Source organism: Curtobacterium sp. NPDC090217, assembly GCF_044746705.1.
In the GTDB taxonomy this organism is placed as follows: Bacteria; Actinomycetota; Actinomycetes; order Actinomycetales; family Microbacteriaceae; genus Curtobacterium.
This window is the reverse complement of sequence record NZ_JBIVCR010000003.1, coordinates 373,392-387,319: the sequence shown is the minus strand read 5'-3', so window position 1 is coordinate 387,319 and position 13,928 is coordinate 373,392. Positions and strand designations below refer to the sequence as shown.

General features: G+C 70.4%; 12 protein-coding genes. 7 read left to right on the top strand and 5 right to left on the bottom strand.

Annotation, left to right across the window (positions count from 1 at the left end; all coding sequences use genetic code 11):
- From ACIPJ2_RS13680 to ACIPJ2_RS13670, 3 genes are all read right to left on the bottom strand, one after another.
- The gene (locus ACIPJ2_RS13680) at positions 1–1,488 is read right to left on the bottom strand and encodes an aspartate ammonia-lyase (protein ID WP_402729264.1); all 1,488 of its coding nucleotides are present in this window, start codon (positions 1,486–1,488) and stop codon (positions 1–3) included.
- Positions 1,489–1,589: 101 nt separating this feature from the next.
- Complete coding sequence (locus tag ACIPJ2_RS13675) at positions 1,590–1,886, bottom strand: hypothetical protein (RefSeq protein ID WP_281267413.1); 297 nt, start codon at positions 1,884–1,886, stop codon at positions 1,590–1,592.
- Positions 1,886–3,142 (bottom strand): inorganic phosphate transporter, encoded by a 1,257-nt coding sequence (locus ACIPJ2_RS13670; RefSeq protein ID WP_281267412.1) that lies wholly within the window; start codon positions 3,140–3,142, stop codon positions 1,886–1,888. Before ACIPJ2_RS13670 ends, ACIPJ2_RS13675 begins: the two co-directional genes overlap by 1 nt.
- A 116-nt stretch (positions 3,143–3,258) precedes the next feature.
- Between ACIPJ2_RS13670 and ACIPJ2_RS13665 the strand changes: the two genes are divergently transcribed.
- From ACIPJ2_RS13665 to ACIPJ2_RS13655, 3 genes are all read left to right on the top strand, one after another.
- Positions 3,259–4,947, top strand: a complete 1,689-nt coding sequence (locus ACIPJ2_RS13665) for a cation:proton antiporter (RefSeq protein WP_402729263.1) — start codon at positions 3,259–3,261, stop codon at positions 4,945–4,947.
- A 325-nt stretch (positions 4,948–5,272) separates the two neighbouring features.
- Positions 5,273–6,751: an ABC transporter permease gene (locus ACIPJ2_RS13660; protein ID WP_402729262.1), complete on the top strand. Its 1,479-nt coding sequence runs from the start codon at positions 5,273–5,275 to the stop codon at positions 6,749–6,751.
- Between the two features lie 18 nt (positions 6,752–6,769).
- Positions 6,770–7,048, top strand: a complete 279-nt coding sequence (locus ACIPJ2_RS13655) for a hypothetical protein (RefSeq protein WP_402729261.1) — start codon at positions 6,770–6,772, stop codon at positions 7,046–7,048.
- Here the strand turns inward: ACIPJ2_RS13655 and ACIPJ2_RS13650 are convergent.
- Positions 7,045–7,566 (bottom strand): 8-oxo-dGTP diphosphatase, encoded by a 522-nt coding sequence (locus ACIPJ2_RS13650; protein ID WP_402729260.1) that lies wholly within the window; start codon positions 7,564–7,566, stop codon positions 7,045–7,047. The genes ACIPJ2_RS13655 and ACIPJ2_RS13650 overlap by 4 nt on opposite strands.
- A gap of 64 nt (positions 7,567–7,630) precedes the next feature.
- On the opposite strand from ACIPJ2_RS13650, the gene ACIPJ2_RS13645 reads away from it, so the two are divergent.
- Both ACIPJ2_RS13645 and ACIPJ2_RS13640 read left to right on the top strand, forming a co-directional pair.
- On the top strand, positions 7,631–7,981 hold the full coding sequence (locus tag ACIPJ2_RS13645) for a tryptophan synthase subunit alpha (protein WP_281267407.1): 351 nt from the start codon (positions 7,631–7,633) through the stop codon (positions 7,979–7,981).
- A 19-nt stretch (positions 7,982–8,000) separates the two neighbouring features.
- On the top strand, positions 8,001–8,891 hold the full coding sequence (locus ACIPJ2_RS13640; protein WP_402729259.1) for an aminodeoxychorismate lyase: 891 nt from the start codon (positions 8,001–8,003) through the stop codon (positions 8,889–8,891).
- Positions 8,892–8,976: 85 nt separating this feature from the next.
- Here the strand turns inward: ACIPJ2_RS13640 and ACIPJ2_RS13635 are convergent, their stop codons facing one another.
- Positions 8,977–10,176: an amidohydrolase gene (locus tag ACIPJ2_RS13635; protein WP_402729258.1), complete on the bottom strand. Its 1,200-nt coding sequence runs from the start codon at positions 10,174–10,176 to the stop codon at positions 8,977–8,979.
- Between the two features lie 111 nt (positions 10,177–10,287).
- Between ACIPJ2_RS13635 and ACIPJ2_RS13630 the strand changes: the two genes are divergently transcribed.
- Both ACIPJ2_RS13630 and ACIPJ2_RS13625 read left to right on the top strand, forming a co-directional pair.
- A complete protein-coding gene (locus ACIPJ2_RS13630) occupies positions 10,288–11,502 on the top strand; it encodes a Fic family protein (protein ID WP_402729257.1) in 1,215 nt (404 codons plus the stop codon).
- A 9-nt stretch (positions 11,503–11,511) separates the two neighbouring features.
- A complete protein-coding gene (locus ACIPJ2_RS13625; RefSeq protein WP_402729256.1) occupies positions 11,512–13,683 on the top strand; it encodes a S9 family peptidase in 2,172 nt (723 codons plus the stop codon).
- Positions 13,684–13,928 lie beyond the last annotated feature (245 nt).

Here is a 13,928-nt window from a genome sequence, read left to right as displayed (position 1 = left end):
CTACTGCTTCCGGGCCGCCTCCGCGTCGAGCATGGCCTCGGTGATGACCGGGATCGCGCCGGTGGCGAGTTCGATGCCGGACAGCCGCGCCGGGCTCAGGACACGCTGCACCTGGTCCGGCTCCATGAGCCCCGCCGCGACGACGAGGGTGGAGATCGGCGTCGAGGTGGTCAGTGCGGTGTGCGCGATCGACGCCGCCGCCGCGTAGCCGATGTACGGCGTCAGGGCCGTGACGACGCCGACGTTCGTGTCCACCTGGGCCGCGAGCTTCGCCTCGTTCGCCTCGATGCCCGTGACGCAGTGCTCGCGGAGCGTCGCGCACCCGCGGGTCATCCACTGCAGCGACTGCATGATCGAGTGCGCGATGATCGGCTCGAAGGCGTTGAGCTGCAGCTGCCCGCCCTCCGCCGCCATCGTCACCGTGGCGTCCGCACCGGCGACCGCGAACGCGATCTGGTTGACGACCTCGGGGATCACGGGGTTCACCTTGCCCGGCATGATCGACGAACCCGCCTGTCGAGCCGGCAGCGTGATCTCCCCGAACCCGGCCTGCGGTCCCGACGCCAGCAGCCGCAGGTCGTTGCAGATCTTCGAGAGCTTGATCGCGCTCCGCTTGACCGTGCCGGAGAGCGTCATGAACGCACCGGCGTCGCTCGTCGCCTCGATGAGGTCCGGGGCGGTCACCACGTCGATGCCGCTCGCCTCCTGCAGCTGACGGCGCACCTCGTCGCGGTACAGCGGGTCGGCGGTGATCCCGGTGCCGATCGCGGTCGCGCCGAGGTTCATCTCCGCGAGCAACGGCGTGACCCGGCGGAGCAGGAGCACGTCCTCCTGGATGGTGTGCGAGAAGCCGGTGAACTCCTGGCCGAGGGTCATCGGCACCGCGTCCTGCAGCTGGGTCCGTCCGACCTTGAGCACGTCCGCGAACGCCGCTCCGCGTTCGGCGAAGGCCTCGGAGAGCTGCTCGAGCTGCTCGACGAGCCGTCGCACGCCGAAGATCATCGCGATCTTCACGCTCGTCGGGTAGGTGTCGTTCGTCGACTGGCTGCGGTTCACGTGGTCGATCGGGTGCAGGTAGGCGTAGTCGCCCTTCTCGCGCCCCAGGAGTTCGAGCGCCCGGTTCGCGAGCACCTCGTTCGTGTTCATGTTCGTCGACGTGCCGGCGCCGCCCTGCACGACGTCGACGACGAACTGGTCGCGGAGGGCTCCGTCGCGGACCTCCTGCGCCGCACGGTCGATCGCATCGGCACGCTCGTCGTCGAGCACGCCGATCGCCTTGTTCGCACGGGCCGCGGCCTGCTTCACCGTCGCGAGCGCCTCGATGAGATCCGGGTACACCGCGATGGGCACGCTCGTGATCGGGAAGTTCTCCAGCGCCCGCAGCGTGTTGACACCCCAGTACGCATCGGTCGGCACCTCCCTCGAGCCCAGGGAATCGGTCTCGGTGCGGGTACCAACGCTCACGTGCGCCTCCTCGTCGTGGATCACGTCACGAGGGTAGTCCGTCCCGTCCAGCCGGTCCGGTGGGCGCGCGGCGACCAGACGGCGGACGGGAGGCTCGTGGCGGCCCGCCACGAGCCTCCCGTCCGTCAGTGGAACTGCGGGACGATCAGGTAGATGCCGTAGAGCACCACGGCGCCGCAGACGACGAAGCAGGCGATGGCCGCTGCGCGCAACCCGCGCACGGCGGCGGTGGCGCCCTGCGGGTTCGGGAACCCTGCGGTCGCTGGGCCGATCGTCCCGTCGTCCTTCACGGTGAACTTGCCCTCGCGGGTGTCGGCGGCGCTCCAGAAGCGGAGGCCGACCGAGTACACGGCGACGACGAAGCAGGAGGACACGACGGCGACGAGCGCCACCGTCAGGAAGGCAAACCAGTCGATACCCATCAGCGACGCCCTCCCTTGCGTGCGGCCATGCGGCGGAGCGTGCGCTCGCGGCTGAGCTCCTCGCGACGAGCGGCCACGTTCTCCGCGCGCTTCTTGCGCTGCAGGTCGCGGAGCTCCTTGCGGGTGAAGACCGCGTTGGCGGCGACGTCGACCTCGATCGCGGAGGCGGAGCCGTGCGGCTTCCGGAGCGACCACAGGTACAGGCCGAGGATGACCGCGGCCCCGACGAGCGCGTCGATGACGAGCCCGACGACGCCGAACCGGGCGATCCCGGACGCGACCGCTCCGACCGCTGCCGACGCGGGCAGCGTGATGAACCAGGCGATCACGATCTTGCCCGCCGTGGACCACTGGATCTTCGAGCCGCGGCGACCGAGCCCGGCACCGATGATCGAGCCGGAGGACACCTGCGTCGTCGACAGCGCGAAGCCGAGGTGGCTGGAGGCGAGGATCGTGGCAGCGGTCGAGGCCTCTGCCGCGAAGCCCTGCGTCGCGCGGATCTCCGTGATGCCGGAGCCGAGCGTGCGGATGATCCGCCAGCCGCCGGTGTAGGTCCCGAGGGCGATCGCGAGGGCGCAGGCGACGACGACCCAGAGCTGCACGCCGCTGTTCGACGACTGCGCGCCGGACGCGATGAGGGTGAGCGTGATGACACCCATGGTCTTCTGCGCGTCGTTCGTCCCGTGTGCGAGCGACACCATCGACGAGGTGAAGATCTGCCCGATCCGGAAGCCGCCGCGCTCGTTCGGGAAGACCGGGCGCCGGGTGATCCGGTAGGCGATGCGCGTCGACAGGTACGAGACCAGCGCAGCGATCACCGGCGACAGGAACGCGGGGATGATGACGACGGTCATCAGCGCGAGGTAGTTGACGGACTGGAACCCGGCCCCGACGATCGCGGCGCCGATGAGCCCGCCGAACAGCGCGTGCGAGGACGACGACGGCAGGCCGCGCAGCCACGTGATCATGTTCCAGACCACCGCGCCGATGAGCCCGGCGAAGATCATCTCCGGCGAGATCGCGACGCCGCCGGGACCCTCGTTGATGAGGCCGTGCGAGATCGACGTGGCGACGGCGGTGCTCAGGAACGCACCGACGAGGTTGAGCACCGCTGCGACCGTGACCGCCACCTTGGGCTTCATGGCCCCGGTGGCGATCGGTGTCGCCATCGCGTTGGCGGTGTCGTGAAAACCGTTTGTGAAGTCGAAGAAGAGGGCCAACGCGATGACCAGGACGACTATGAGTGTGATGTCCACCGCGGGCAAGTGTCCCAGTCCGGAGCGTTCCGAGCAAACCCCGATCGGTCACCAGCCGTTCATGTCGACTGCAGACTCGTTCAGGTTCGGAAGCATTCCGATGGGAGAATGGGTCCATGGACACCGTCGAGCTCCTCATCCTGCTGGTCGGATCGCTCGCGGTGACCGGCTTCGCACGGGCGAAGGGGCTCCCCGCTCCGCTCCTCGTCACAGCGGTGGCGCTCGCGGCGTCGTTCCTGCCGGGGCTGCCCCCGATCGAGATCGACTCCGAGGTCATCCTCACGCTGATCCTGCCGCCGCTGCTCTACTCGGCGGCGCTCGACGTCTCGTGGCAGAGCTTCCGGACGTCGATCAAGCAGATCCGTCGTCTCGGCATCTTCCTGGTCATCGTGACGGCGCTGGCCGTCGGCCTGGCCGCGTACATCATCATCCCGGACATGGACTGGCCGGCGGCGATCCTGCTCGGGGCGATCGTGGCGCCGCCGGACGCGGTGTCCGCCGCGGCGATCGGCCGGAAGCTCGGACTGCCCCGTCGCGTCATGACGGTGCTGTCCGGCGAGAGCCTCATCAACGACGCGGCGTCCCTGACACTGGTGCGGGTGTTCACCCTCATCGCCGCGGGGACGTCGCTCACCATCTGGCAGGACCTCGGCATCTTCGGGCTCGCCATCGGTGTGGGGCTCGCCGTCGGTGGGGTCCTCGGCGTGCTCGTGCACTGGATCCGGCAGCGCATCAACGACCCGGTGGTCGAGACGATCATGAGCATCCTGCTGCCGTTCGTCGCCTACATCCTGGCCGAGGACCTCTCCGGGTCCGGCGTCATCGCGGTCGTCACCGCCGGCCTGTACATCGGGTACAACTCGCCGAAGGAGGGGTACGCCACCCGGCTGCAGGAGCGTCCGCTGTGGACGAGCATCGACGTCATCCTCGAGGGCTTCGTCTTCGCGCTCATCGGGCTGCAGCTCAACACGGTCGTGCAGGACCTCATCGAGAGCGAGCGGAGTCTCGGGCAGACGATCACCGCGGCCGCCGTGGTCCTCGCGGTCGTGATCGTCGTCAGGCCCCTCTTCGTCTTCGAGTCCTACGTCCGCAACCGCTTCAACGGCCGGTGGCTGCGACCGCTGCGGATCCGGCTGTCCCGCGGCCATCCCTCGTTGCGGTGGTTGCGCGGTTCCGCCGAGCCGAAGCTGAACTGGCGTGAGCTCACCGTCATCTCGTGGACCGGCATGCGCGGCGTGGTCACGCTCGCCGCCGCGGTCTCCGTCGTCGCGAACCCGGTCGACATCAAGGCACAGGACACCATCTTCGTGATCGCGTTCTTCGTGACGGTCGGCACACTCCTGTTGCAGGGGCTGTCGCTGCCGTTCGTGATCCGACGGCTCAAGGTGCAGGACCCGGCGGAGGGCGAGGAGGACATCCGCAGCGAGATGCGGCTCAACCAGCGCACGACCGAGGCGGCGATCCAGCTCCTGGACGACCGGAAGCCCGAGTGGTCCGCGCAGTTCGGCACCGACGCGGTGGAGGCCGTCGTCTCCCGACTCAAGGCCCGTCTCGAGCGTCAGGCGGAGACCTTCCGACGCGACGCCGAGGAAGAGGAGTCCGAGGAACGGAACGCACCGGTCCGGCTCAGCGGCGCGCAGATCCAGGACATCCGCCGCGAGCTGCTCGACCGCCGTCGCGAGATCGTGCTCGAGGAACGCGAGCGCGGCAACCTCGACGAAGAGGTGATGCGCCGGGTGCTCGTGACGCTCGACGCGGAGGAGCTCGCGATGGACTCGGCCCAGGCGTCCCGCAGCCGCTCCTAAGCGCCGCAGGCGCACCGCGCCCGGCGCCGGCGGCCGGCCGCACCGAGTGCGCAGCAACGGCGACCCACACACGCCCAGACCGCCACAACCGCGCACTCGCCCCACCACCGGGCCGGAGGCACGGGGCGGCACCGCCACCAGCCTCCCGTCCGCCACCCCGCTGGCCACACCGAGTGCGCAGCAACGGCGACCCACACACGCCCAGACCGCCACAACCGCGCACTCACGCCGCTCCCGGGCCGGAGTCGCGACCCGCCCGGGACGCGGTCAGCGCGGCGGCGTATCCTGGCCGGACCCGACACGAGAACCAGGAGCACAGCGCCGAGTGAGCACGCCGCGGAACGACGTCCCGAAGAACACCGACACCCCGGACCGTTCCGGTGGGGCGCAGCAGAAGTCCGTTCCGAAGCAGCGGACCACCCGCCCCTCCGCCCGAGGCACCAAGCCGCGTCGGGGTTCGAAGGTCGCCGGGTCCTCGCGTCCGAAGCAGCGTCGTCAGGCGCCCGTCCCGGCACCGCAGAAGATCAGCGCCTACCGCCGCTGGTACGGCACGCTGCACCCGTCGCTCCAGCTCATCGGCCTGCAGCTCTGGATGCCGCTGTTCTTCATCGTCGGCTTCTGCCTCTGCTACGTCTTCGCGTTCCACGCGCCGCACCCGCACGACGTGCCGATCGCCCTCGTCGGCAGCGATCCCGGCTTCGTCGCCGCGGTGCAGAAGGCGCTGCCGGGCGAGTACGTCTTCCACACGTACGACTCCCTCGTCGCCGCCAAGCGGGACGTGATCGCCGGGTCGATGGCCGTGGCGTACGACCCCGCGACGAACGAGTTCTTCAAGGCGAGCGCGCACCAGTTCCAGGTCGCGAGCCTCGTCCCCGCGACGCTGTCGGCCGTGCTGACGGCGACCGGGGTGGCGACGCCGAAGATCACCGAGCTCGCCGCGCTCCCCGCCTACGACGAGTACGGCACCGTCGCGATGTACGTCATGCTCGCGTGGTGCATCGGCGGCTACATGGTGTCGATGTTCATCGGCATCATGGGCGGCCCGCTGCGCCACCGCACCAGGATGGCCGTCATCGTCATCGGCGGGCTCGTCATCTCGCTCATCACGAACACGCTCGCCGGGCCCGTCGTCGGCGCCATCCACGGCCACTGGATCGAGCTCGTGCTCATCGCGTGGGGCTGGATCGTGGCGATCGGCCTCGCGGTGAACGGCCTGAGCTACTTCGTCGGCCGGTTCATCGCCGCCCCCGCGATGATCTGCTTCGTCTTCCTGTCGATGCCGTCATCCGGTGGTGCCTACCCGAAGTGGTTCATGCCGGAGCCCTTCGCGTGGCTCAACCACGTCGTGGTCGGCTCGAGCATGGTCGACATGATCAAGCACCAGATCTACGGCGTCGGCCCAGGTCCAGCGCGTGGGCTCATCACGATGGGCTGCTACGCAGCGGCAGGCCTCGTGCTCATGTACTTCGGCAAGAAGTGGTGGGAGCACCGCCGCATCCGGGCGATCGTCACCGGGCGCACGACGATGTTCATGGACGCCCAGACCGCCAACCGCGAGTTCCTCGGCAAGCAGCGCGACGTGGAGCTCGAGCGCCACGGGCTGACCTCGACCGAGACGGGGACCCTCAAGGTCCTCCGCGACGACGAGCTCTGGGAGGACGAACGCGCCGCAGGGGACGTCTTCACGGGTGGCCGCGACGGTCTCGAGAACGAACCGCTGACGACCAGGAGCATTCCCGTCGTGCGACAGCAGGTCCGGGACGACGAGGGCGAGCGGCAGCACAGCCGGCACGCCGCGCGCTGAGCGGTATCCTGGGGCATCATGACCCGTAGCGCCTGGCACCGTCTCCTCATCACGCTCGTCATCGTCTTCCTGGCGCTGACCGTGGTGTTCTACGCAGCGAGCGTCATCCTCGCACCAGCGGACGGCCGGAACACCGCAGGGCTCTTCGTCGGCTGGGCGATGTTCTCGATGGTCGGCGCGATCGTGTTCGGGATCATCGACTTCTTCGTCCGTCCGCTCGGCGGCCGCAGCGGTGACGCCGACGTGATGGCCGCGGCCGAGGAAGCCAGGACCGGCAGCACCCGCACGCAGCGCTAGGCGTCCGGCGCGTCGACACCGACCCCGGTGAACCCGGCGACCGTGGCGTTGTCCTCGGCGAACGTGAACCGTGCCGCGACGGTGCCACCACGCAGCACCGCGGGGAGCCAGTACTTCGCGTCGTCCCACATCGCGTCGTAGGGAACGTCGTCGAGCGGGATCCACCGCGGTTCGAGCTCGTCGCTCGCGACCGGCGTGCCGGACCAGACCCGACAGACGAACACGTCGGAGACCTGGGACCAGGACGGCCGGAACGGGAACCGGTAGTTCAACGTGCCACGAGCCTCCAGGTCGGCCGGGTCGAGCCGCAAGCCGACCTCTTCGGCGACCTCGCGGACGGCGGTCTCGACCGCCGTCTCCCCCGGCTCGCGCTTGCCACCAGGGCCGACCACGCGGCCACTCCCGAGCCCGCGGCGCTTCTCGCCGAGCAGCACCGACGGTCCGGGACCGTCGTCCCGGAGCAGGTACACGACGACGACGCGGGGGTGCTGGTTCTTCGTCTCGTCGCGCTCGGTCACGTGTCCAGTGTGGCCGATGATCTGGCGTACGCTCGTTCCATGGCAGGTGTGCTGCGGGGGCACCATGGCTGAGCACCGGAGATTCGGGCGCAGCCTCGAAGTGCTGCGTGCCGAGGCGGCGGAAGAGATCTCGATGATCGTCGAGCACCGCTCGCGGCAGGGCGACGACCCGTGGGAGTTCATGCCGATGCTGCCCACCGTCGACGAGCAGGTCGTGCTCATCCTCCGCGAAGAGGCCCTCGAACTCGACGCCGCGATCGGGCAGCGGAGTGCACAGTGGTCGATGCACCCGGCGTCCGGCCACGGCACCCAGCTCGGTGAGGAGTACCACCGCCTGCGTCGGATCGCGCTGCAACACCCCGAACTGACCGAGGCGGTCTGGAAGCTGATGGGCGCCCTACCGGAGCAGCGCTGACGTGGGGTTGGATGGCTGCATGACCGACACCGTGCTCGCCGTCCTCAACCAGCCCTCCCGCGACGCCGCGCCGCACGATCCGTCCGCCGACGCCTTCACGTTCGCGGCCCCGCTCGAGGAGCACCTCCAGGTGCAGGACCTCGGCATCATCCGGGGCGACGGCGTCTTCGAGACGATCACCGTCGTCGACGGTCGCCCGCAGGCCCTCGAGCCGCACCTCGCCCGCTTCGAGCGGTCCTCCCGCATGCTCGACCTGCCGCTTCCGGACCTCGACGCGTGGCGCCGCGCGATCGAGGCCGTGTGCGCCGAGCTCGACCCCGTGCACGAGGCGTTCGCGAAGACCGTCCTCACCCGCGGCGTCGAGGGGTCCGGGCGTCCGACCGGGTGGGTGTACGCCGCGGCCTCGCCGGACTCGACCGCCGACCGGACCGAGGGCATCGCGGTCGTCACGCTCGACCGCGGGTACCGCCACGACGTGGAGCGCACCTCGCCGTGGCTGCTGCAGGGCGCGAAGACGCTGTCCTACGCGGTGAACATGGCCGCGCTCCGCGAAGCCGCGCGCCGCGGGGCCGACGACGCACTGTTCGTGTCGACGGACGGCTACGTGCTCGAGGGCACGCGCGCGAACCTGATCATGTCCGTGGGTGGTCGGCTCGTCACACCGCGCACGGACATCGGGATCCTCGCCGGCACGACGCAGGCGGACGTGTTCCGCTTCGCCGAAGAGGCCGGGATCGAGACCGCCTACGAACTCGTCACCATGGACGACCTGCGCGCGGCCGATGCGCTCTGGCTCGTGTCGAGCGTCCGGCAGGCGGCGCCGATCCGACTGGTGAACGGGGACGAGGTCCCCGTGGACGCCGAGCTCACGACCCGCATCAACGACTTCCTGCTGGCGCGCGAGTCCTGACGCCGCACCGCCGGCGGTCGGACGGGAGGCTCGTATCGCGACGTGCGCGCACGTCGCGATCCGGGCCTCCCGTCCGTCCAGAGCGCTACCAGCGTGGTGTGGTGACGCCGACGCCGTCCGCCCACTCGAAGACCTGTCGGCCCTCGATCCAGACGCGCGTCGCGCGGCTCGTCGCATCGAGCGGGTCGCCTGACCAGAGCACGAGGTCGGCGTGGTAGCCGGGCTCGATCCGCCCGACGCGGTCACCGAAACCGAGGAACGTCGCCGGGTTCGTGGTGAGCGCTTCGAGTGCCGTCTGGCGTGGGAGTCCGTCCCGGACGGCCATCGTCGCCTGCGTGACGAGCATGTTGATCGGCACGACGGGGGCGTCGGTCGTGATCGCGACCCGGACGCCCGCGGCGGCGAGCGCGGCCAGGTGCGGGATGCCGCGGTCACGGAGCTCGACCTTGGACCGGCTCGTGAAGAGCGGGCCGTAGATGACCGGGATGTCCTTCTCGGCGAGGACGTCCGCGATCTTGTGCGCCTCGGTGCCGTGGTTCACGACGAGCCGGTACCCGAACTCCCCGGCGAGTCGGACGGCGGTCGCGATGTCGTCGTGGCGGTGGGTGTGCTGGTCCCAGGCGAGCTCGCCGTCGAGCACGCGGACGAGGGTCTCCTTGGTGAGGTCGCGCGTGAAGGGCTCGTCCTTCGCAGCGGCGGCGTCACGGGCGGCGCGGTAGTCCTGTGCCGCGACGAACGCCTCCCTGATCACCTTGGCGACCCCGAGTCGGGTGGACGGGGTCTGGCCCTTGTCGCCGTACACGCGCTTCGGGTTCTCGCCGAGGGCGCTCTTCACGCTCACGGCGTCGGAGATGAGCTGTTCGTCGATGGTCCGGCCGCCCCAGGTCTTGATGGCGACGGACTGACCGCCGATCGGGTTGCCGGAGCCGGGCTTGACGACGATCGAGGTGATGCCGCCGGACAGGGCGTCGCGGAAGCCCTCGTCGTCGATGTCGACGGCGTCGATCGCGCGGACCGCTGCCATGTTCGGGCCGGTCAGCTCGTTCGTGTCGTTGCCGGCCGGGCCGTTCGCTTCTTCGTGGATGCCGACGTGGCCGTGCGCCTCGACGAACCCCGGGACGAGCCAGGCACCGGCAGCATCGACGACGGGCATCCCCGGTGGGGGTGTGACGTCGGGACCGAGTGCCGTGATGCGTCCGTCCTCGACGACGACCGCTCCCCCGTCGAACTCGTCCGCCGTGACGGGGACGACGTGGGCACCGGTGATGGCGAAGGAGTTGGTCATGCGGTCCACGGTAGCCGTCGCCGCCGACACGGCCGGCGAAGTACGACATACCGATTCCTGGCGCTCGCTGGCCGACCGTGTCTACCGTCGTCGGGACGGACGGAGGCCGCTGTGCACCAGGACACGACGACACGGATCACCGACTGGCCGCGCCACGAGCGAGCCGAGCGGCCGTGGCGGAGCGGGGTGCGTGGACCGCGCGCCGACCGGCTCTGCACCGCGGTGACCACGTGGATCCCACCACGCATCGCGACCGCCAGGTACCGTGCGGCACCCGGCGACGACGCGCTGCTCGACCGGGCGGTCGCCGCGCTCCGACGGCTCGATCGCGAGCACGGGACGCGGATCGGCGCACTCGGCGGTGTCCTCGCCCGGACCGAGGCAGTGGCGTCCTCCCGCATCGAGGACGAGCACGCCGGCCTCGACGACTACGCCCGCGCCGTCGTCGGTGTCCGTGCGAACGACAGCGCGACGGTGATGGTGGCCGCGACCAGGGCGCTGGACCGCCTCGTCACGGACGCGGCGTCCGGCACGATCACGGCGGACGCCGTCCGTGCCGCGCACCTCGACCTGATGCGGGACGACCCCCTGGACGGACGCGACGCCGGTCGGTACCGGACCGTCCAGAACTGGATCGGCGGTGGCAGCAGCCCGCGGCTCGCGACGTACGTCCCGCCACCACCGGACCTGGTCCCGGAGGCGATGGCGGACCTCCTGGTGTTCCTCGCCCGCGACGACCTGCACCCCGTCGCCCAGGCCGCGATCGCCCACGCCCAGTTCGAGTCGATCCACCCGTTCACCGACGGCAACGGGCGCATCGGGCGGGCGCTGATCGGCGCGGTCCTGCGACGCCGGGGTGTCAGCAGGACGACCGTGCCGATCGCGACCGCGCTCGTCGCCGACCGTTCCCGGTACTTCGACCACCTGGTGCGCTACCGGTTCGGGTCCGTCCACGACTTCGTCGCCGACCTGGCGATCGCGATCGGGACCGCCTGCGACGAAGCGGCACTCACGGCGCTGGTGCTCGACGAGCACGCTGCGGATGCGGCACGGCGCCTGCCGTGGGACGTCGGCGCGCTGTTCCACGACCCCGTCATGACCGAGGACGACCTGACCGCCCTCGCAGCGGAGTCGGGCAGGTCGCCGGACGACCTGGCGGTCGCTCTCGACCGCGCCGGCATCATCCGGTCCGTGACGTCCCGCCGCCGCCGACGGGCCTGGCTCGTGACGGACGTCGCGACGGAGGTCGACGCGTTCGCCGAGCGCGTTCGATCCACCGTCGACATGGACCGCCTGCGCAGGCGTCTCGACGTCGCTGCGGCCTAGGCTGGTGCGGTGAGCAGCGAGCACGGAGCGACCACCCCGCCCACCGCCGACAAGCGCCCGGTCACCCGGTCGCACCACGGCATCGACTTCGTCGACGACTACGAGTGGCTGCGTGACAAGGAGTCCCCGGACACCGTCGCGTACCTCGAAGCCGAGAACGCCTACACCGCGGCCGCGACGGACCACCTGGCCCCGCTGCGCGACCGGATCTTCGGTGAGGTCAAGGGCCGTGTGCAGGAGACCGACCTCTCGGTGCCGGTGCGCATGGGCGGGTGGTGGTACTTCACCCGCACCAGCGAGGGCAGCCAGTACGGCGTGCAGTGCCGGGCGCCGATCAGCGATCCGGACGACTGGACGCCGCCGTCACTCGACGGTGGCGCCGATGCCCTCCCTGGGGAAGAGGTCGTCCTCGACGGCAACGTCCTCGCCGACGGCCACGACTTCTTCTCGCTCGGCTCGTACGACATCTCCGACGACGGCACCCGGCTGGTGTACGGCGTCGACGTCGAGGGCGACGAGCGCTACACCCTGCACGTGCGGGACCTGACGACCGGGCAGGACCTCGACGACGTCGTCGAGAACACCGGGTCCGGTGCGACGTTCGACCCGTCCGGCCGCTACGTCTTCTACCCCACGGTGGACGATTCCTGGCGTCCCGACCGGATCTGGCGCCACACCGTCGGCACCGCCGCGACGGACGACGTCGTCGTCTTCGAAGAGCCCGACGACCGGTACTGGGTGGGCGTCGGGGTCACCCGGTCCTCGCAGTACATCGTGATCCAGCTCGGGTCGAAGATCACCTCGGAAGCCTGGATCCTCGACGCCGCCGACCCGACTGGCGACTTCCACGTGGTGTGGCCGCGTCGGGACGGCGTGGAGTACGAGATCGAGCACGCCATCGTCGGCGGCAGCGACCGGCTCCTCGTCCTGCACAACGACGGCGCCGAGAACTTCGAGCTCGTAGACGTCCCCGCCGACGACCCCACCTCCGAGACCGACCGCCGTGTCGTCGTGGCGCACCACGCTGAACGCCGCATCGAGTCCGTCGACGCCTTCGCCGGGCACCTCGCGCTCGAGTACCGTGCCGAAGCGCTGCCCCGTGTCGCGATCATCCCGATCGAGGGCGACGGGTTCGGTGATGCGCACGAGGTCCCCTTCGACGAAGCGCTCTTCTCCGCCGGCCTCGGTGGCAACCCGGAGTGGGACCAACCGACGCTCCGCATCGGGTTCACGTCGTTCGTCACCCCGTCAGAGGTGAGCGACCTGGACCTCGCGACCGGGCAGGTGACGGTGCTGAAGCGCCAGCCGGTCCTCGGCGGCTACGACCCCGCCGACTACGTGCAGGAGCGCGACTGGGCAACGGCTACCGACGGCACACGGGTGCCGATCTCCCTCGTGTGGCGTCGTGACGCCGTCGACACTGGCACGCCGAGCCCGCTGCACCTCTACGGGTACGGCTCGTACGAGCACTCCATCGACCCCGGGTTCAGCGTGATGCGGCTGTCGATGCTCGACCGGGGCGTCGTGTTCGCGGTGGCGCACGTGCGCGGTGGTGGCGAGATGGGACGCCACTGGTACGAGAACGGCAAGACCCTCACGAAGAAGAACACCTTCACGGACTTCGTCGCGGTCGCCGACCACCTCATCGAGACCGGTCGCACCACGGCGGGACAGCTCGTCGCCGAGGGCGGCAGCGCGGGCGGGCTCCTGATGGGAGCCGTCGCGAACATCGCTCCCGATCGCTTCGCCGGCATCCTCGCCGCGGTGCCGTTCGTCGACGCCCTCACGAGCATCCTCGACCCCGACCTGCCGCTCACCGTCATCGAGTGGGACGAGTGGGGCGACCCGTTGCACGATGCCGAGGTCTACCGCTACATGAGCGAGTACACCCCGTACGAGAACGTCCGCGACGACGTGCAGTACCCGGCGATCCTCGCGGTGACGTCGATCAACGACACCCGGGTGCTCTACGTCGAGCCGGCGAAGTGGACGGCCAAGCTGCGGGAGGTCGGTGCTCCGGTGCTCCTCAAGACCGAGATGGCGGCGGGCCACGGCGGGGTGAGCGGGCGGTACGCGTCGTGGAAGGAGCGCGCGTTCGAGCTCGCGTGGCTCCTCGACACGCTCGGTCTCGCCGAGGTCTCCCCCGCGGCAGCGACCGCAGCACCGATCGCGTCGGCCTGACGTCCGGTCGACCGGCCTGCCGCCGGTCGGTCGCCGGTCGGTCGCTGGTCGGTCGCCGGTCGGTCGCCGGTCGGTCGTAGCACTGCCAGCGACCGAGTGCGCAGAAACGGCGACGCGCGGGCACACCAGGTCGGCATTGCTGCGCACTCGATCGCGCCGAAGGACCGTCGGTCGGTCGGTCGCAGCACGGCGAGCGGCCGAGTGCGCAGAAACGGCGGCACCGGGGCGCCCCAGGTCGGCATTGC